This is a genomic window from Aliiglaciecola sp. M165, assembly GCF_007197995.1.
Classification (GTDB): Bacteria; Pseudomonadota; Gammaproteobacteria; order Enterobacterales; family Alteromonadaceae; genus Aliiglaciecola.
The window spans coordinates 370,664-390,921 of sequence record NZ_VKKH01000001.1 but is presented as its reverse complement, the minus strand read 5'-3'; the positions used below and the strand labels follow the sequence as shown (position 1 = coordinate 390,921).

Here is a 20,258-nt window from a genome sequence, read left to right as displayed (position 1 = left end):
TAAAATCCATAGGCTTTTTTAAACTTACGCCAGTATTAGCGCTGTTTTTGTTTGGGTTGTGAGCTTCTGACATTCGTCGAGCTGCGCCTGGGTTGCGAACTTGGGCGCTGATGGGACCGATTGCTTCGGACTTTTTGCTCAGACCGTCTATTCGACTGTTGCACAGTTCTGCGCTGTTCGGGACGCCTTTGCACAACGGCCTGGCGATTCTGTTTTGTTGTCGGCTGCCTTTGTTTCTCTCGCTTCACCACATCTTCTCGGCTGGAATTGCTGCGATATGATTTTTGCTGAGTTTTAACCTGTCTTTGCCCTTGCTGCTGTCGAGAAGCCGTTACCACCTGATTACGCTGGCTTTGGCCGCGTTTAACCGTTGGCTGGGATGACTTTGTATACTTCTGTTCATTCAGCCTTTGTTTTGTGCGCACTACTTTATCGTGCTTTTGAACCTGCCTTTGGCTGTTTCTCACTTGCGGCGGACGATTTTGTGAACTTTTTACTAGCCGTTGTCCCTCAACAGAGCGCACAACCTTGTTGTTAACACGCGAACGATGGTACACCGACTTAGGTGTGTGGCGGCTGTATCTCACCCCTTTACGGTGATGAGGATTATGATGCCAGCGCTGATATTCGTGATTGACAACTCGTCTTACACCATCATCGTAACGATATCTTCTTGGATAATGATGGTTTACAACGATGTGTCGGTTGCTCCAATGAAACGCACCAAAAAAGATACTATGGCGCAAGTAGATCCTAGGGCTCCAATATAAACCGGCATGCCAATAGTAATGTGCGGGTCGATGCCAATATCTCGGTGGATAATCATTCCACCACCAATTGCCGTATACCACGCGTGTATCGTAGTAAGGGATGTATACCACCTCGCGCTCAACGGGCTCTATGATAATATCTTCATCTTCTTCGATAACTTCAATGTATTCGTTATTGTTTAAATTGCCCTGTGCATAGGCTTTTTGACGCAACGACTGGATGCTACTGAGCACTTGTTCTTCATTGACAAGAAAGGCATCCCCTAAATCTTGCAACCAGTTTAAATCGTCAGTAATTTGTTGAAGTAAGTCGTGAAAAGGCGTGAGAGCCTTAACGCTCGGATCCCAATCCATATCTTCAATCGAGTCTAATACTTCATCTTCAGTCAAATCTTGATTGTCCTCACGCCACCTAGCAGCCTGAATAAGCTCCAGAGGATAAGTCGCTGCAACTAAAACGTGTGACAACACTGTATCTGGATACAGCGCAATGGGCGCCAACATCTGGTCGAGTTCAGCTTGATTTAACAGAACTTTAGCTTCAGATGATTCGGTAGAATCAGCTAAGGAAGCATTTTGATCAAATTCATCGACCACCTCTACAGACACAGACTGTGACTCTTGTGCTTGGGCCAGGTCAACGGCCAACGCGACGGTTAATCCAATCAAGCAAAGGTAAATCACCGCATATTTTGTTTTACTTTGCATAGTTTTCTCCTCTTTAATACTTCATTTATAGAGGAGTGGGCCTTAACCCTAGCTGAACCGAATCTGAAAATTGATTGTCACCTCAGGTTATTCAAATTCAAGTAAGCGATTAAAAAACGGTAGTACGTTGTCTTCTATGCGCCCATTTGCTATCCAATTTTTATCAAACGTACCCCCTCTGTATTCTTCGGCTGAGTGTTCAATGCCATATTCGTCGAGTAATCGTGTAAAGTTTTGATTGGATAGAACATGGTCCTGGTTGGTATCGTAGCGTCCCCAATCAAATTTAATCCCTCTCAATTGATGTAAGTTGTCAGCATACTGATGAATCTGTCTGTCCAGTAGAAAAGCCTTTCTTAACTTGTACGCTGTTTCATAATTGATTTTGTATTCGTCATCGACAGGCTCCACTAAAAAATCAGCATACAATGGGGGACGATTGGGATTGGGAGAATAGGCTTGTGCCATCGCAGCAAAAATCGTTGAAAAAATATTGCCTTTTGCCATCAGCTCTTCAAAGGATTTTGATTCATGGATGATCCGCCAATCTGGTCTTGATACCATTGGGTTGTATCCTAGCCCTGTACCAACAGGGTGCAGCGCATACACAGAGGAAAAGATGTCTGGAAACATCATCGCCAGTTTCAGCGCGCCGTAACCGCCAATCATTTCTCCGGTAACTCCACGACTATTTTTGTTTGCAATCGTGCGAAATTCAGAATCGACATAGGGCACCCATTCTTGAGTGATAAAATCTAGCCACCTTCCACTAACAGGGGAGTTTTCGTAGAAACTTCCTACTTGATGATTACCAAAATCTGCGGCAACGAGTATGAAAGGTTTGATCGTGCCGTTAGCAATGCTTTTATCCAGCATTGACTTGACAATGCCATCTTCAAACATCTGTTTATCACTCCAAAAAAAGCTATGCAGAAAATACACAACGGGGTAACGCTTGTTTTGAGTGTCATATCCATCAGGCAAATAAATAGTCATATGCCGGCTAGTATCTAAACCGATTAAATTGTTTTGTAAAATCGTTGAATTTATCTGGCGAGTCACGACTTGACTTTGCGCATGAGCCTGTGAAGTAGCCAAGATAAAAAGAAGTAAATAGACATTTAGCAATGTAAAAATAAGACGAACAAATAGTGAATTAACCATGAGGTGCTCCAAAGGTGAAATAGGAGCAAGGATTAAAACCCTATGACTTGCTAGATGCGTCCTGTCTTATCGGTTAATACAGCAAATGACTTATTGAACAACGAATTCCGTGTTTTTATTGAGTTGACGAAACTCACTTGGTGTCTGAGATGTAGCTTTTTTAAATGCAGTATTGAAGGTTGATTTAGCATTAAACCCGCATGCCATCGCTACCTCTAAAATAGTAATGTTAGGTTGTGACAACAGCATATTTTGTGCATGAGTAATACGGTAGCGGTTCACCCAATCAAAAAAATTGCAATGGAACGATTGATTGATCACTTGGGACACATGATGGGACTTTTCGCCTATTTGAGCGCTGAGTCGCTGCAATGTCAGCATACTATCGATGTAAACTTGTTGTTTTTCCATCGCATAGAGCAGTTTATCTGCGATACGTTTGTGTTGCTGCGCTTCCAGACCACTTCTAGCGTATTTTGATTGCAATGGTGTTTTATTTAAGAGAGCCTCTGTTGTTTCCTCTTGAACAAATGCATTGGGGCTGCGCCGAATGATAAGCACCAATACCCAAACTGTTACCGCCACTTCAATGGCGGCGAACAGCAATCCGTCTGTCTTGATGAACATACAATTGAACGCACGACAAAGGCTCATTAACCAATTAGTCACCACTAACAGCATAAGCAAATTCATGATATTCAATGTTTTTTTGCTTAAATTATCGCTTTGCATGGGAACGACAAGTTTGCGAGTTTTAACAAGGTAGTAGGGCACTTGAAAGCTAAAAATGGCAATACTAATCAACATGGTTGTGTGTATGACTAGGCTGTGAGCTGAACCAATTGGCGTCGTGCCAGCTGGCGCGAGACTATTCACATAGACACTGTGTAGCAAGGGCAGAGTAAAAATTGAACCCGCAATAATGACCAGTCCGTGTTTTGATAACAAAGAGGGCAAAACAGGGCGACTAGCTTCGGTCAATTCTCGGCCCAATAAATAAAGACAGGGCGCTACAAGAAATGAACTGACCATTAACAATCCAAGAAAAAGCGCGCCTAGAGGCAACCCAGGGCTTTGTGCGAGGAATTCAAACGCAAATCCTGTGGCTTCTAGCAGCAAATAGATGCTAAAGAAAAAAGGCGCACGAAAAGACGACTTTTCGTCACCTTTGACCACCAGACAAGAAAACACACACAGGGTTAACGCCAGTGCATAAAATACACCTTGTGGGCTTTCTAACATGATTTTTCCTTATGCATTTTGTCGTTTGATTCCTTTTGTGAACGGCAAAACTTGCACATATTGACCGGTAAGTCGTCGCCAGGCGTTACTCACTGCAGGGGCAATAGGTGGCGTTCCTGGTTCGCCTACGCCAGAGGGAGACTCGGCTGATTTAATAATATCGATTTCCACGTTTGGCATTTGGTTGATGCGCAATGCTGTGTAATCGTGGAAGTTGCTTTGTTCTACCTGACCATTGTCACCTAAAGTGATTTCGCCATGTAACATAGCATCCAATCCATAGCCCAAGCCTCCTTCAATTTGCGCCCTAACCACATTTGTATTGACCGCTAAACCACAGTCAACCGCACACCATACATGGTGTACAACAGGCAGTTGATTATCACCCACACTGACTTCGGCAATCTGAGCCACATAGCTTCCAAATGACTTCACGACTGCAACGCCTCTCGCACGACCTTCGGGCACTGGTCCTGCTTTAGCTTCCATTTTAGCGACATGCTCTAATACGCCTTTTTCTCGAGGTCTGTCGCCCAATAAGGCAAGACGTCCTTGAACTGGATCTTGTTCGGCTTTTTCCAGAAGCATGTCTATGAAGGTTTCTACTGCGTACGCTGTGTGGGTATGCCCTACTGAGCGCCACCAAAGAACTGGTACGCCCGCTTCCATATCATGTAAATCCACATACAAATTGGGCACTTCGTACTGCAAATCATTGACCCCTTCAACGGATGATGGGTCAATGCCATTTTGCATCATGCTCTCAAACATAGTGCCTTTGAGAATAGATTGAGTAGCGATTGCGTGTTGCCAAGCAGTGATATTACCTTGTTGATCCATGGCAGCAGACATTTTATGCAGTGCCATTGGGCGGTACCGCCCGCCTTTAATATCATCTTCACGGGTCCACAAAGTTTTGACGGGTATCCCATTGCCCGCAGCCTTGGCAACCTGCGCAGCCTCTACAGCAAATCCAGCGTCAGGTTGTGTGCGACGGCCAAAACTGCCGCCAGCAAGCATAGTGTGAATGGTGACATTTTCTGGTTTTAATCCCAGGTTGCCAGCAATTGAGCCCTGATCCATGGTTGGAATTTGACTGCCAAACCAAGCTGTCAACTTGTCACCTTCAAACACCATGACCGCGTCAAGGGTTTCCATCGGTGCATGGGCTAGATATGGGAAGAGTATTTCGACTTCCAACCTGTTGCTAGAATTTGCAACAATACTTTTTGCATCACCACGGTTTACCACCTCAGTGCCAGGCTGTTTTACAGCTGCCTGAAAAGCCTTGGTGAGTTGTTCACTACTACGTGTTTCAGCCTTGGAGAAATCCCAATCTATCTGTAACGCTTGCCGTCCTTTAATCGCCGCGTGGGTGTTTTTCCCATAAACAGCAATACCCGAAGGAATTTGCTTAACATCGACCACACCAGCTACTTTTTTAGCCCCAGTTGCATCAAAAGATTTCACTGTGGCACCAAATGCAGGCGCATGTGCAACGACAGCGGTAAGCATATTGGGTTGATAAATATCCAAGGTGTATTGAGCCTGACCGGTTGATTTTTCCATGCTATCGATTTTAGGTACGTCAGTACCAATTAAGCGAAACGAATCAGCAGACTTGAGAACAGGTTCCTCACTGGGTAATTCAAGGGTTGAAGCTGTTTTGACTAACTCTCCAAAGGTTGCCTTTTTTGCAGATGAAGAATGAGAAACCACACCTTCATTTACACTAATTTCGGTAGCTGGCACGCCCCATTCTTGTGCCGCGGCATTGACCAGTAGCTGTTTTGCATTGGCTCCTGCTCTACGCATTTGTAAATAGGAATTCGCCAATCCTGTGGAGCCACCTGTACCTTGAACGCCAAACGCGAGATTTTTATATAAGTCGACATTAGTGGGTGCGTGCTCAGCGCGCATTTGTGACCATGCGGCTTCCATGTCCTCAGCAACTAACGTCGCTAACCCGGTGTAGGCGCCTTGACCAAATTCAATGTGTTTGATTAAAACCGTAACTGTGTTGTCTGAGTTAACTCGCACAAAAGCGTTGGCTGCCAAATCGTTACTCGCTGGCGAAGCAAAGGCAGATTTCCCCACAAACATTGGCAGATGCACGCCAATTACCAATCCTGCTGCGGAACCTTGGATAAACCTGCGTCGGCTTAAACTACTGAGTGTTTTGTTGTCGTTAACCATCGCTTAAACCTCCGTAGTCTTAATTTTACTAGCCGCCAAAAGGATTGCCTTGCGAATATTTCCATAGCTGGCACAGCGACAAATATTGCCAGACATACCATTATCAATATTTTGGTCGGTGGGATTAGGATGGTTTTTCAACACGCCAATCGCGCTCATAATTTGCCCAGACTGACAATATCCGCATTGAGGTACATCGAGCTCTTCCCACGCAGCTTGCAGGGCTTGGCTATATTGGTCGTCAACTGCCTCAATAGTGGTAATTGACATACTTGCTGCAGCGCCGACGGGCATGACACATGAACGCTGAGGAGCGCCATTTAAGTGCACAGTGCAAGCTCCGCACTGCGCCATACCACAACCAAATTTTGTGCCGGTAAGTTTGAGTTCGTCTCTTATGACCCATAACAATGGGGTATCAGCAGGAACATCCACCGATTTTTTTGTTCCATTGATATTTAACGTTATCGCCATAACGGCCTCCGATCTTTTGGGTGTGTGGTAATGAAACGTTTCTAAGGCATAAAGAAACTTACGAGAATCTGAATATTAAGAATAGTCTTTTTCTTAGACACCTGTGTGACGATTACAAAAAATATTAAGCAATATTTAAGTGATCGAAATAGTATTGGCTACACTAACTAATTATTGAATTCAAAACACTTCAATCGTTTTTCGATAAACTCTCTTAAATCTGCGACCAAGGACTTTTGCAATGCGTCTAGTTCATACAGCGTTACTCATTTCGGTGATCACATTATCAGCTTGCTCCGAACAGCAGCAAACACAGCCTCAAATGCAAGCTCCGCAGGTGGATGTGAGTACGCCAATCACTTCGGTTATCACCCAATGGGACGAATATACCGGGCGTTTTGGTGCAGTAGAAGAAGTTGAGATCCGTGCTCGGGTAAGTGGCTATCTGGACAAGGTTAATTTCAAAGACGGTCAAACGGTTGCCAAAGGCGATGTGTTATTTGTGATCGATCAAAGACCTTTTGAAATCGCTTTGCGAAGCGCCAAGTCCAGGTTTGATTTAGCCAAGAAAGAACTTGACCGTGGCAATGACTTGCGTCGCAAAAACTCGATTTCGCAGGAAGAAGTTGACCGTCGCTTAAACGAATTTGAAAACGCCCGCGCCAGCTACGAAAACGCAAAATTAGAAATGGAATTCACTGAAGTTAAATCGCCAATAGACGGCCTAGTCTCTCGAGATTTAGTCAATATTGGAAATTTAGTCAACGGTTCGGCCAACAACGCAACCCTTTTAACTACTGTTGTATCCATTGATCCCATCCACTTTTATTTTGACGCCGGTGAGGGGGCGTTGCTCAAATACATGCGTCTAAGCCAATCCGCTCAACGTGAGAGCTCGCGAACTGCCCCAAATCCAGTAAAAATTAAATTACAGGATGAAACTGAATATGCACATGAGGGTGTGATGGATTTTGTCGACAACCGTGTCGAACGCAGCACGGGTACAATTTTAGCTCGGGCGATTTTGGAAAACGATGATGGGTTTTTATTGCCGGGGATTTTTGGGCGAGTGCGTTTGTTAGCGAGAGAAAACGTCGAGGCACTGCTTATTCCTGACGCGGTGATTGGTACTGACCAATCGCGCAAGTTTGTTTACACACTAAATGAAGAAAACCAAGTAGGTAGAAAATTCATTACCCTTGGTGAGTTATACACGCCAGAGTTGAGGGTTATTGAAGCGGGGCTAGCACCAAACGATAGAATCATTGTTAACGGCTTAATGCGTATCCGTCCAGGGATGCCTGCAGAGCCTGTTGAGGTGGATATTCGCGAACAGTTTAGCCTTTAGGTGGGAGAAATAAGATGAATTTTTCGCACTTTTTTATCGACCGACCCAAATTTGCGTCGGTGCTGGCAATTATTACCCTGATTATTGGTGGCCTCGCCTATTTTACTTTGCCGATTGAGCAATATCCGGAAATTGCACCGCCGACGATCCAGGTTGCAGCAACCTATCCCGGTGCCAATGCGGACATCGCCGCAAAAACTGTAGCAACGCCTTTGGAACAAGAAATCAATGGCATTGAGAATATGCTTTACATGTCATCACAGTCGACTGCAGATGGCAGAGTCACCATTACCGTCACGTTCAAATTGGGTACCGATCTCGATACAGCGCAGGTTCAGGTGCAAAATCGCGTAGCCATCGCTGAGCCACGATTACCGGAAACCGTCAGACGCCTTGGCATCACCACCAAAAAGAACTCGCCTGATCTCATGATGGTGGTCAACATGTTTTCGCCCAACGGTACTTATGATCAGACTTACATCGCCAACTATGTGACGCTACAAATAAAAGACCAGCTAACCCGCATCGACGGTGTTGGAGATATTCTGGTGTTTGGTGCCAGTCAGTACTCTATGCGCATCTGGTTAGATCCTGATCTGATTGCGTCTATTGATATGACCGCTTCAGAAGTGATCGGTGCCTTGCGCGGACAAAACATTCAGGTAGCCAGTGGTATCTTGAATCAGGCACCCGTCGAAAATGGTCAAACGGCATTTGAACTAAGTGTCCAAACTCAGGGTAGATTGATAGAACCTGAGCAATTTGCCAACGTCATTATTAAAAATACCGACGGCCGCATTGTTCGTTTAAAAGATGTTGGCCGAGTCGAGTTAGGTGCTGAAAGCTATGCTACTCGTGGGTATTTAGGTGACAAAAAAGCCGTCGCATTACCCATTTTTCAGCGCCCGGGCTCCAATGCTTTGGAAACCGCTGCAAATATTCAAGCGACAATGAAAACCTTAGCTGAGTCTTTTCCTCCAGACTTAGCTTACGACATTGCTTACAATCCCACGGAATTCATTGCTGAGTCGATTACTGCCGTCGAAGTCACTATATACGAAGCGGTAGCGCTGGTTGTATTGGTGATTTTACTGTTTTTGCAGAATTGGCGTGCTGCAATTATTCCCATTCTCGCCATTCCAATTTCTTTGGTGGGTACCTTTGCGGTCATGAGTGCTTTAGGTTTCTCGCTAAATAATCTCACCCTATTTGGCCTCGTTTTGGCCATTGGGATTGTTGTTGATGATGCGATTGTTGTGGTGGAAAACATGGAAAGGCTGTTAGCTCAAGGGATGAAACCATTTGCCGCGGCCCGACAGACGATGACTGAAGTTGGCGGGGCGCTGGTGGCCATGGGATTAGTCTTAGTAGCTGTGTTTTTGCCCACCGCATTTGTCGGGGGGATTTCAGGTCAATTTTATAGCCAATTTGGCATAACCATTGCGGTAGCGACAATGATTTCTGTTGTCGTTTCATTAATATTGAGCCCAGCGCTGGCGGCACTCTTGTTTAAACCTCATGATGAGCAGAAAAAAGGCAGCGGACCTCTAGGCTTTTTTGTTAATGGGTTCAATAAAGGTATGGATGCTACAGCTAGTGGCTATGGAAAATTAGTTTGTAAGCTCGTTCGTTTGGGCGGGATCATGTCTGTTGTTTACGTCGGATTAATGTTACTCACCAGCTTTCTTTTTACCAAGGTGCCCCAAGGCTTCATTCCTGCTCAGGATCAGGGATATTTAATTGTCGGTATTCAACTACCACCAGGTGCTTCGTTAGAAAGAACAGACAAGGTGGTGCAAGAGGCTGTAGAGCGCCTATTGAAAATTGATGGTATCGAAAACTCAGTGGGCTTTACTGGTTTTTCTGGAGCAACATTCACCAATGCGTCAAATTCGGGAGCAATATTTCCAGTAATGACGTCCTTTGAAGACAGGGCTGCAAAAGGCATTGAATTTGATCAATTGGTTAACTCAGTACGCGGTGAAATGGCGCAAATCAAAGAAGCCTTTGTGGTAGTCATTCCACCCCCGTCAGTGCGCGGCGTTGGAAATGGCGGTGGTTTCAAGATGATGTTAGAAGATCGCAGAGGCCGTGGCTTACCGGTACTAGAGCAGGCGATGTGGGAGTTGGCTGGGGCGGCAAATCAGGCGCCAGCAACGACCTCCGTATTTAGTTTTTTCGAAACGAACACTCCACAGTTGTATGCCGATATCGATCGTGAGCGTGTGGAAAGACTGGGGGTCCCCGTATCGGAAGTGTTTAGTGCTCTAGAGATATATTTAGGCAGCTCTTTTGTTAACGACTTTAATTACTTAGGACGGACCTTCAGAGTGACTGCACAGGCCGATGCGCCATTTAGAATGTCCTCGGACGATATTGGCAGGATCCGCGTGCGTAACAATCAAGGCGACATGGTGCCCTTGAGCTCAGTAGCGACCTTCGAATATCGCTCCGGGCCATCTAGAGTTCCTCGTTATAATCTTTATCCTGCCGCAGACTTAATAGGTGATACTTCACCGGGTTACAGTTCAGGTGAAGCGATTGCGACCATGGAAAGGCTCGCGGCTGAAATATTGCCAGATGGGATCAGCTATGAATGGACTGAGTTGGCTTACCAACAAAAACAAGCGGGCAGCTCAGCGATTCTGGCGTTTGTATTTGCCGTAGTGTTTGTGTTTTTATTGTTGGTTGCGCTTTATGAAAGTTGGACGTTACCCTTATCGGTTATTTTAATTGTGCCTATGTGTTTACTTGGCGCAATTACCGGGGTGTTTTTGGCTGGCATGGATAACAATATTCTGACCCAAGTCGGGCTAATTGTGCTGGTGGGGCTTGCCAGTAAAAATGCGATTTTGATCGTAGAGTTCGCCAGGCAAAAAGAACACGAAGGTGAACCTTTGTATAAAGCTGCTTCCGACGCTGCCAGCTTGCGTTTGCGCCCAATATTAATGACCTCATTTGCATTTATCTTAGGCGTTGTACCCTTGGTCATAGCAAGCGGTGCAGGGGCCGAAATGCGGCAGGCGCTCGGTGTTGCGGTGTTCAGTGGTATGTTAGGTGTGTTGTTTTTTGGACTGATATTTACACCGGTATTCTATGTGCTGTGCAGAAAACTCTCAATGTTGGTTAAAGGCCAAAAACTTGATGAGAACGGCAAAGTTCCTTTAAAAGAAGCACGGGAATAGCATCTGATTGACGCGACTTATCCCGAGTTCAGGTAACTTATCTTACTTTAAATCATCGCCCTTGCGATTGAATAAATGTGGGTCAAATTGATGGCCCAATTTTTCCGTTTTTGTTCGTAGATAATTACGGTTATCGTCAGTCAAACCATGATCGATGGGAGTGCGAGACACAACGTCAACTCCCATGATTTCTAGGGCAGCACGTTTCTTAGGATTATTGGTCATTAGATTAACACGGTTTACTTTAAGAACGTCGAGCATTAATTTGCAAATTCCGTAATCACGTAGATCTGCATCAAAACCAAGGTGCTCGTTGGCCTCAACGGTATCCAGACCACTGTCCTGCAATTTGTATGCGCGGATCTTATTTAACAAGCCAATACCGCGACCTTCTTGTCGCAAATACAAAAGCACCCCTTTGCCCTGTTCGACTATGTTTTGCAGTGCTTTTTCGAGCTGAAATCCACAGTCACAGCGCGTGCTAAAAAGTGCATCACCCGTTAAGCATTCTGAGTGTATCCTAATCGGCACGATATCGTTTTCATTCCATTTCCCATAAGAAAGGGCGACATGTTCTTGTTCTGTTCCGGTTTCTACGAAGCCATGAATAGTAAATTGGCCAAATCGAGTGGGTAGCAAGGCAGAGCTTACATATTCATACTTTTCAATTTCGTCGCTCATTAATATTCAATCGCCTTAGGTTTATTCTTTCGCGGGCAGAAACTCAATATGGGCATGTTGATAGGTTTTACAAGATCAATTAATAGTTTTACATGCAACAAATTCAGATAGGGGTGCTGGCTTAGCTACGCCGTAGCCTTGGGCAAAGTCTACACCCATTTTGCCCAGTTCGATCATAATCTCTTTCGATTCGACGAACTCTGCGACCGTTGTCATAGACATTGCCTTAGCCACATCCTTCATCGAGCAAACCATCGCCATGTCGATAGGATCAGCTAGTAAATCTCTGACAAAGCTCCCATCTATTTTGACACAATTGACGGGTAAATTCTTTAAATAGCTGTAAGAAGAAAAGCCACTACCAAAATCATCTAATGCAAAACTACATCCTAATTTTTTGAAAGTGTTGATGAATCGCAAAGTCTCGTCGATCTTCACTATGGCCATACTTTCTGTTATCTCAAAACAGATTTTCTCATAGGGAATGCTGTATGTTTCAAACGCTAACAATACCTCTCGCTTTAGGTCATTATCAGCCAATGAATGCCCACTCAGATTAATGTTGCATTGTTGTAGCTGGGCCAGATGTTCAGGGTTTTCTGAAAGCCATTTGAAAGTGTTCGATATTACCCAAATGTCGATTTCTGCGGTCAGCCCATATCGCTCCGCTGCTGGTAAAAATGCTGCCGGTGGGACTACGGCATCTTCAGCGTCCAACATTCGGAGCAAAATTTCGTAATGGTAGCCGTTGGCAACCTGTGAGAGTGGGTAGTAGTGTTGATAATATAATACAAACCTATCGTGTTCTAAGGCTTGATTAATTTGCGAGACCCATTGCAACTCTGATTCATAACGCTGCATCTTTTGATCTTCACTGGAATAAATATGAATATTGTTGCGACCTTGCTCTTTTGCGACGTAACACGCGGCATCGGCCATACTCATCAATTGCTCGGGGGTTTCAACATCTTCATGCCACTTTGCCATGCCTATGCTGATCCCCATCGCAAATATTCGATTATCCCAAATGAATCGAAATTCCTTAACGGTCGTCAGAAGTTGATTGGCAAGGGTGAATGCCGAGTCAGTATGCTCGCCTTCAATAATGACTCCAAACTCATCACCCCCTAATCGAGCAAGCAGGCCTTTGTTAATCACGACATCATTTAACAATTGTGATAGTTGTTTTATTAATGCGTCACCGGCTTTGTGGCCACAGGTGTCATTCACCACTTTAAATTGATCAAGGTCCATGTAAAGTAAAGTGAGATCCTGTTTAATTTGACGACAACGCCTAATACCCTCGCGCAAGGTTTGCTCAAATTCCCGTCGATTGTACACGCCTGTCAAAGAATCATGGGTTGCCAAATATTGCAGGCTGATACTGGATTGTTTTTTCTCGGTAACATCAAAAATCGAACCGAAAAAATACTCTTCATGTTCGTTTCGAGTGAGTTGAACCGACAGACAAAACCAAAATTCGCTTCCATCTCTTCGAACCCCCTTAACTTCTTTACCGAGTAGCATTCCATGCTGATATATTTCATTCAGTAGGTCCTCTCGCTCACTGGGATTGGCATATAGCTGTGACGTGTCTTGTATCTCCTGCAACATCTGTGTTTCATTTTCGTAGCCAAACAGATGGCACATGGCAGGGTTTGTGGTAACCAATTTTCCATCCAGACTGGACGTATAGAGTCCTTCAGCTGAATTTTTAAATAAGTCATAAAATTGATGCAGGTTGTCGATGACACTTTGCTGTCTGACTTGTAGTGCACGATGTATTGCTTGTTCATGACTTTCTATTGCAACTGCAATCAGCAGAACACCAAACATAATAATAAACGACATCAACAAGCCATAATCTGCGTCTATTACAGAGCCTGACAAATAGAAACTGACATCTAACATTGCCGTTGCACTAATAATAAGCCAGCCAAGGGCATATAAGCGATTTGGCATGCTGTGGTCGCGATTATGGTAAAGAATCGCCAAAAGCAATTGCAATAAAACCGCCGCAGCGATCAGCGCCGATCCAAGTACAATTTGCCAATAACTGTTGAAAATTGGCGCAATAATGATCAACGCCAAGGCAATTAAATAAGACATAAAACGCCAGTAAACTGGCACTTTTCCCAACATGGTATGACAAACTTTCGCCGCAGCAAAAATGGTAATGGCCACAAGCAGACTATTTAGTTGAGCAGAATAAGCTCCTAGGCCTGTTAACTGACTGATGATCCCTTGGATATTGAGAAATAAGAGTAGTAAGCTGGAATTGGCAATCGCAAACCAGAATCTCACTGGGCTGCGAAGCATAATGTAGGTGACAAGGAAATAACAAAATAAAATGGCCAGTGCACCGCCTATTACGCCAATAAACGCCATATGCCATTGTTCGTGGGCAATTAATGAAGTGTCTCGCCATAGACTAATAGAAAAAACTGTCGGTCCATCATCTCGGATCCTGATGTAAACCTGCTTTTGTTGATCAGCATAAAAGTCTATAGGCAATACAAAATTGCGGTGTTGGTAGGTGCCAGGTTCAATTTGTCTTTTAGCACCAATCAGGAAAGACTCGAGAATTCGGTCTTTTTCATCAAGAACATATGCATCAATATAATTAATTGATGGATTATCAATAACGATAGAAAACTTGCCTTCTTGAGTGTCTTGATGATCCAGCGAGAACCTCAACCATAGCGCTCGCTTCTTATTCAAGGGCATGGTGTCCGTTTTCTGTTGCCACTGCGTTAGCGATTGGATCTGTGAAAGCTGATCGCGCTCAGCGCTTCGTAGCGCTTGCATGTGGGGGATCAAGTTGACATACGCTGTTTCAGCCGTAATTTGAATAGCGCGTATATCTGAACTTTGCGCGGCACTAAATGTTGACCAAAACAAGCCACAAATTAACAGAATAATGCGTTGTAATTTCAATCCAAATTTCGCCTAAATCATCACAGGATTAAACCATACCTTAACGGGTTAATTTAACCAAGATGCTATCCAAATCTGTTTGTCGAATTCCGCCAACCGGTTCTAGCCAAATTGCTTCACAAGTGCCATCAAAACATATCGTAAAGTCCGATTTTTTAAAAACCACGTGTGCTTGCGCACGATCAGAGCCAGTACTTAAATCAATCAATTTAAGCGATGACATCTCAACCTTGTGATTCACCCAAGATACAAATTCTTGTTGACTGGGGAAGTGTGTTTGATGACTTACAATATGAGCTTGAAAATTTTTGTCTACGGGGTGCCATTGTCCAATCATCAACTGCTGCATGATATTTCCATCGATTGGCCCCAATCCGGGGGTGTTTTTGCGTATGCTTGGTGTTCTAGTTGTTCTTCAAACGGCGATTGTAAAACTGTCAGTAAACGCTCACATTCCGCAAAATTCCCTTCTTCGGCTCTGTCTATAGCGATTTGAGCAAGATAGTTTCTTAAAACATATTTCGGGTTAGCGGCACGCATTAACATTGCTCTTTGTTCACAGGATTGGGTTTCCAGTTCTAAGCGCCGACTATACTGCTTAAACCAGGTGCCAGCCGCCTCCCTGCCAATAAAGTGATCGATAACATCTTGCTGACTAAGATTAGCCTGGCTTAATAGTCTAAAAGAAGCAGTATAATCACGTTTGTCGTTTTCAAGCAGTGACAGCCATTGGTTGACTAATGTCATATCCGCCTGCTTTTCTTGTTGCAGGCCCAGTTTTTTGCGCATTAACTTTGCATATTGCTCGGTCAACCTGGGTTCATATTCGCCTAAGGTTTCTTTGATCTCATCAATACTCATGTAAGGCGTAAATGCATGGGCCAGAGCATTTAAATTCCATAATGCTACACCCGGTTGTTGGTCGAATGCATAACGCCCTTGATGATCTGAATGATTGCAAATATAGCCAGGTTCGAAGTTATCGAGAAACGCATAGGGTCCAAAATCGAACGTGATACCATGAATTGACATGTTGTCGGTATTCATTACCCCATGGCAAAACCCAAAACTTTGCCACTTTGCGACAAGATCGGCAGTATCGTTGACAATCTGTGACAGCATGGCTTGGTGCGCATTCTTTTGTTCAAGACACTGAGGAAAATGATTCGCTAACGTGTATTGAAAAAGTTTTTCCAACTTTTCTGGTTGTTTGCTGTGATAAAAATATTCGAAGTGGCCAAAACGCAAATGGCTTTGGCAAGTTCGGATCAGCATAGCTCCATGCTCCTGCTTTTCTCGATAAACAGGTTCTTGGCTTGAAATCAGGCACAACGCCCGAGATGTCGGAATTCCCAAATGATGAAGTGCCTCGCTTGCAAGGTATTCACGGATGGTTGAACGTAAAACCGCTCGACCGTCTCCAAAGCGAGAGTAGGGAGTTTTACCTGCACCTTTTAAATGCAAATCAACATTACGACTTTCTGACGTTCGTAATTCCGCTAGCAATAATCCGCGACCGTCACCTAGCTCAGGGTTCCAACTGCCAAACTGATGACCGCCATATTTTTGTGCTATCGAGTGACGATTTAATTCGCTTTGGGGGTTGAACAGAGCCGAAATCAACGATTCTGGCTGATGTAAATGTTCAGGAAATTTAATCTCTTGAGCTAAGGTTTTATTAAAAAGCCGCAACTTAGCATTAAACAAAGGCGCAACCTTGACCGGGGAGACTAGATCTTGAAGATCTTTTGCATAGGAATGATTAAAAAACACGTTGCGACCTGTATAGTACTACACCAATGTATAGTTTATTCTGACGTAATAATAATACTTGTGTCCAAGCAAAAGTGATCTCGTTCAGTTATATTATTGGTATAAACTGCAATTAACCTATTCAAAAGAGGCAACATCATGACAATTAAAAAAGCTGTTCTTCTCTCCGCTTTCGTTTCTGCAATAAGCTTCTCAGCATCTTCATTAGCCGCTGGTGACGCTGCTAAAGGCAAAGGTCTGTCAGCGACCTGTGTTGCTTGCCATGGTGCAAATGGTATCTCAATGATCCCAATGTATCCCAATTTAGCTGGTCAGAAAGAGCAGTATCTGGTTCTGCAATTAAAAGCATTTCGCGATGGTGACAGAAAAAATATGGTGATGGCACCCATGGCAGCAAATTTAAGTGATGACGATATCGCACACCTAGCTGCATACTATGCTGGCCTAAATCCTGCCGGTTAATCACGTATCTTTTTCAAAGGTGCCCAAAATAATCGGGCACCTTACAAATTAATTCCAATCTAATATTCAATTCGTTACGTAACCTCTTTTATTACAGTTAAATAAACGGGACTCCAATGATTGTCGTTCATCATCTCAACAACTCGCGCTCGCAACGTATACTTTGGCTACTTGAAGAACTTGGCGTCGACTATGAAATAAAGCCCTACAAACGTGATGCAACGACCAACCTGGCGCCAAAAACGCTAAAGCTGATTCATCCACTTGGAAAATCGCCGGTGATCACCGACAACGATATAACGGTTGCTGAATCTGGAGCTATCATCGAGTATTTAATTGAAACCTACGGACAACACTTAAAGCCGGGAGAACACAGCCAAGCCAGGCGTGAATATACTTACTGGTTGCACTTTGCCGAAGGTTCACTCATGCCGCCAATGGTTGCTAAATTAGTTTTTGACAAAGTGAAAACAAAAGCTAAGCCGTTTTTTGTCAAAATGCTCGCTGAAAAAATTGCTGACAAAGTCATGGAAGGCTATTACGCTCCCATTACTGCAGCTAACATGTCGTTTATCGAAACACACCTACAGAACAATAAATGGTTTGCCGGTGATGAACTAAGTGGCGCAGATTTTCAGATGAGTTTTCCGTTAGAAGCTGTAGTTGCAAGAGGGGCAGGTGCGCAATTACCTGCGATTTCCGAATATGTTCAACGAATTCATCAACTAGACAGCTACAAACGCGCGTTAGCCAAAGGTGGTGACTACGATTACGCGTAGCACGCCCATTCAATCTGGGAAAAACGAAAGACTAGTTGGCTAAATGTTCACTGATAGCGCTAAGGAATCGTTCACCGTAACGTTCAAGTTTGGTATTACCAACCCCACTGACTTGCAGAAACTCGGAATCGTTTTGCGGTAGCTGCTCAGCCATATCTGCTAAGCTCGCGTCACTAAATACCACAAAGGGTGGTACTTCGTCTTGCTGTGCAATCGTTTTGCGCAAATGCTTGAGCTTGGCAAACAAGGCTCTGTCGTATATGCGTTTATCTTCTTTAGACGGCCTTTTGTTATCGATAGTTAATCGTGGCACCGCCAAACTCAATGGCATTTCACCTTTCAAAACCGCACGAGCCGCTTCCGTCAATTTCAAACAAGCATGCTGGGTGATATCAATTCGTAACAACCCTTGATGAATGAGCTGACTAATGATGTTGTGCCAAAAAGCGTCTGATTGTTGTTTTCCAATGCCATGTGTAGAGAGCGAATCGTGCTGTTGTTCGACAATGCGTTTATGATTTTTTCCACGTAATACGTCGATCACATATTGAGAACTAGCGCTTTGCCCAATGCGATAAACGCAAGATAAAACCTTTTGCGCATCGACGGTGCCATCAAACCGCTTTGGGGGATTAATACAAATATCGCAGTTTCCACAATGGGCGCCACTGTATTCTGAAAAATAGTTGAGTAGCACTTGTCGTCGACAGGTTTGCGCATCGGCAAAGGCTTCCATTGCGGCAAATTTTTGTAACTCGATGTCGTGTCGTTGAGGGTTTTCCCCCATTTCAATCCATTGTTTGATACGCGCAGCATCTTTCTCACTGTATAACAATAAAGCATGAGCGGGCATGCCATCACGGCCAGCACGGCCCGTCTCCTGATAATAAGATTCGATACTTCTGGGCAAATCATAATGGACAACGTAGCGCACATTTGATTTGTTTATGCCCATTCCAAATGCAACCGTAGCGACGATGACATCAATATTGTCTTTGATGAAGTCGCGCTGAATTTTTTCGCGGATCTCTGGTTCCATGCCGGCATGATACCCAGCACTGTTGATGCCTTGCTTGGCCAGTTTATAGCTAAGTTCGTCGACCTTTGCTCTGCTATTACAGTACACGATCCCACTGCCATCCTGACTTTTTACATGATGAACGAGCTGGTCCACTGGTCTGTATTTTGCTAGCAGATCATAACGAATATTGGGTCTGTCAAAGCTGCTACGAAATATAAAAGGGTTTTGTAAATTGAGTTGCTGAGTAATGTCTGCGCGGGTAGCGACATCAGCAGTTGCGGTCAAGCCAACAACAGGTGTATTAGGGAAATGATGTTTTAACTGGCCAAGGTGTCTATAATCCTGACGAAAATCGTGCCCCCAGTGAGACACACAGTGTGCTTCATCTACAGCTATCAAATTCACTTGCAAACTTTGCAGACGTTCAATGAACTCCAATTGCATCAGACGTTCTGGGGCAACATATAACAGTTTAAAATGGCTATCTTGAAGCTTACGATATATACCCAATAGTTGCTCTCTGGGTATCGAGGAGTTGATAAAGGTTGCAGGCACGCCTGTCGCGGTCAACGCATCGACCTGGTCTTTCATCAATGAAATAAGTGGTGACACTACCACGGTAATGCCAGGCATGATCAGCGCGGGGATCTGATAACACAGAGACTTACCGCCTCCTGTTGGCATGAGCACTAACGCATCGCGACCACTGACAATCGTGTCTATGACTTCTTTTTGACCGTCTCTGAATGAATCGAAACCAAAAACCTGTTGCAGTGCATCGAGTGCATGATCAGAATTTTCAACAGATTTGGCTTGGGCCAATGACACGTATTCTCCTTGCACAAACAATAAACAATCAGACCGCTATTTTACCTAAATAGACTCAGCTGGTATATGCTAGCAGCCTACCGGGATGAAACTTTTAGCAAATTACATTCACTATGACACAAAAAATTCAGGATTCTACTGTACCAACAGAAACCAACAGCGAAACTCGACTCAGTGCCGCTGCACTTTCTGAACATGTTACTCAGCTGTTTAGCCAGCGCATGCCTTTTAATCAACTACTAGGCTTGGAAATCAATCAACTGAGCCACGACAAAGTAGAAATACGTCTACCTTGGCACAACAAACTCATGGGCAACCCTATCCATAAAATCTTACATGGTGGCGTGACGGCAGCGATCTTGGATACTGTGGGTGGTTTGATGGCCATTTTGTACGCAATTAAAGATTACGAATCTATTTCCATTGCAGAATTTCAAAAAGCCCTTCCCAATGTCGGCACCATCGATATGCGAGTTGATTATCTCAGGCCTGGTAAAGGGACGGAATTTATTGCGACAGCAGAAGTGATCCGCAAAGGTAAAAAAGTCGCGGTTTGCAGAATGGAATTACACAACGAGAAAGGAGTTCATATCGCTTTCGGCACGGCGACATACATGATTGGTTAGTGCCCACTGTTGATCCAAGCATACCTTGACATAATCCAAGCATACGTTGACATAAGCAACAAGC

General features: G+C 44.2%; 15 protein-coding genes. 5 read left to right on the top strand and 10 right to left on the bottom strand.

Annotation, left to right across the window (positions count from 1 at the left end; genetic code table 11):
* Positions 1 to 35: 35 nt before the first annotated feature.
* The 5 genes from FM019_RS01695 to FM019_RS01675 form a co-directional block, all read right to left on the bottom strand.
* Positions 36 to 1,478 (bottom strand): DUF3300 domain-containing protein, encoded by a 1,443-nt coding sequence (locus FM019_RS01695; RefSeq protein WP_143834151.1) that lies wholly within the window; start codon positions 1,476 to 1,478, stop codon positions 36 to 38.
* An 87-nt stretch (positions 1,479 to 1,565) separates the two neighbouring features.
* Positions 1,566 to 2,642 carry an alpha/beta hydrolase gene (locus FM019_RS01690; protein WP_143834150.1) on the bottom strand — a complete coding sequence of 359 codons (1,077 nt, stop codon included), beginning with the start codon at positions 2,640 to 2,642 and terminating at the stop codon, positions 1,566 to 1,568.
* A 90-nt stretch (positions 2,643 to 2,732) separates the two neighbouring features.
* Complete coding sequence (locus tag FM019_RS01685) at positions 2,733 to 3,884, bottom strand: AraC family transcriptional regulator (RefSeq protein ID WP_143834149.1); 1,152 nt, start codon at positions 3,882 to 3,884, stop codon at positions 2,733 to 2,735.
* Positions 3,885 to 3,893: 9 nt separating this feature from the next.
* The gene (locus tag FM019_RS01680) at positions 3,894 to 6,080 is read right to left on the bottom strand and encodes a xanthine dehydrogenase family protein molybdopterin-binding subunit (RefSeq protein WP_143834148.1); all 2,187 of its coding nucleotides are present in this window, start codon (positions 6,078 to 6,080) and stop codon (positions 3,894 to 3,896) included.
* A 3-nt stretch (positions 6,081 to 6,083) separates the two neighbouring features.
* Complete coding sequence (locus FM019_RS01675; RefSeq protein ID WP_143834147.1) at positions 6,084 to 6,554, bottom strand: (2Fe-2S)-binding protein; 471 nt, start codon at positions 6,552 to 6,554, stop codon at positions 6,084 to 6,086.
* 241 nt (positions 6,555 to 6,795) lie between these two features.
* Here FM019_RS01675 and FM019_RS01670 point away from each other — a divergent pair, with 241 nt between their 5' ends.
* A complete protein-coding gene (locus FM019_RS01670; protein WP_143834146.1) occupies positions 6,796 to 7,902 on the top strand; it encodes an efflux RND transporter periplasmic adaptor subunit in 1,107 nt (368 codons plus the stop codon).
* A 14-nt stretch (positions 7,903 to 7,916) separates the two neighbouring features.
* Entirely contained in the window at positions 7,917 to 11,087 is a 3,171-nt protein-coding gene (locus FM019_RS01665) for an efflux RND transporter permease subunit (protein ID WP_143834145.1), read from the top strand.
* A gap of 42 nt (positions 11,088 to 11,129) precedes the next feature.
* On the opposite strand, the gene ribA is transcribed toward FM019_RS01665, so the two are convergent.
* The 4 genes from ribA to FM019_RS01645 all read right to left on the bottom strand — a co-directional run bounded on the left by ribA (position 11,130) and on the right by FM019_RS01645 (position 16,478).
* Positions 11,130 to 11,768 carry a GTP cyclohydrolase II gene (ribA, locus tag FM019_RS01660; protein ID WP_143834144.1) on the bottom strand — a complete coding sequence of 213 codons (639 nt, stop codon included), beginning with the start codon at positions 11,766 to 11,768 and terminating at the stop codon, positions 11,130 to 11,132.
* Between the two features lie 75 nt (positions 11,769 to 11,843).
* A complete protein-coding gene (locus tag FM019_RS01655; protein WP_143834143.1) occupies positions 11,844 to 14,705 on the bottom strand; it encodes an EAL domain-containing protein in 2,862 nt (953 codons plus the stop codon).
* A 40-nt stretch (positions 14,706 to 14,745) separates the two neighbouring features.
* Positions 14,746 to 15,054 carry a hypothetical protein gene (locus tag FM019_RS01650; protein ID WP_143834142.1) on the bottom strand — a complete coding sequence of 103 codons (309 nt, stop codon included), beginning with the start codon at positions 15,052 to 15,054 and terminating at the stop codon, positions 14,746 to 14,748.
* A complete protein-coding gene (locus FM019_RS01645) occupies positions 15,042 to 16,478 on the bottom strand; it encodes a YdiU family protein (RefSeq protein ID WP_143834141.1) in 1,437 nt (478 codons plus the stop codon). Before FM019_RS01645 ends, FM019_RS01650 begins: the two co-directional genes overlap by 13 nt.
* A 138-nt stretch (positions 16,479 to 16,616) precedes the next feature.
* Between FM019_RS01645 and FM019_RS01640 the strand changes: the two genes are divergently transcribed.
* Both FM019_RS01640 and FM019_RS01635 read left to right on the top strand, forming a co-directional pair.
* Positions 16,617 to 16,940 carry a c-type cytochrome gene (locus FM019_RS01640; RefSeq protein WP_143834140.1) on the top strand — a complete coding sequence of 108 codons (324 nt, stop codon included), beginning with the start codon at positions 16,617 to 16,619 and terminating at the stop codon, positions 16,938 to 16,940.
* A gap of 116 nt (positions 16,941 to 17,056) precedes the next feature.
* A complete protein-coding gene (locus FM019_RS01635) occupies positions 17,057 to 17,719 on the top strand; it encodes a glutathione S-transferase (RefSeq protein WP_143834139.1) in 663 nt (220 codons plus the stop codon).
* A 31-nt stretch (positions 17,720 to 17,750) separates the two neighbouring features.
* Here FM019_RS01635 and recQ read toward each other — a convergent pair whose 3' ends face one another.
* On the bottom strand, positions 17,751 to 19,562 hold the full coding sequence (gene recQ / locus FM019_RS01630) for a DNA helicase RecQ (RefSeq protein ID WP_143834268.1): 1,812 nt from the start codon (positions 19,560 to 19,562) through the stop codon (positions 17,751 to 17,753).
* Positions 19,563 to 19,681: 119 nt separating this feature from the next.
* On the opposite strand from recQ, the gene FM019_RS01625 reads away from it, so the two are divergent.
* Positions 19,682 to 20,194: a thioesterase family protein gene (locus FM019_RS01625; RefSeq protein ID WP_143834138.1), complete on the top strand. Its 513-nt coding sequence runs from the start codon at positions 19,682 to 19,684 to the stop codon at positions 20,192 to 20,194.
* Positions 20,195 to 20,258 lie beyond the last annotated feature (64 nt).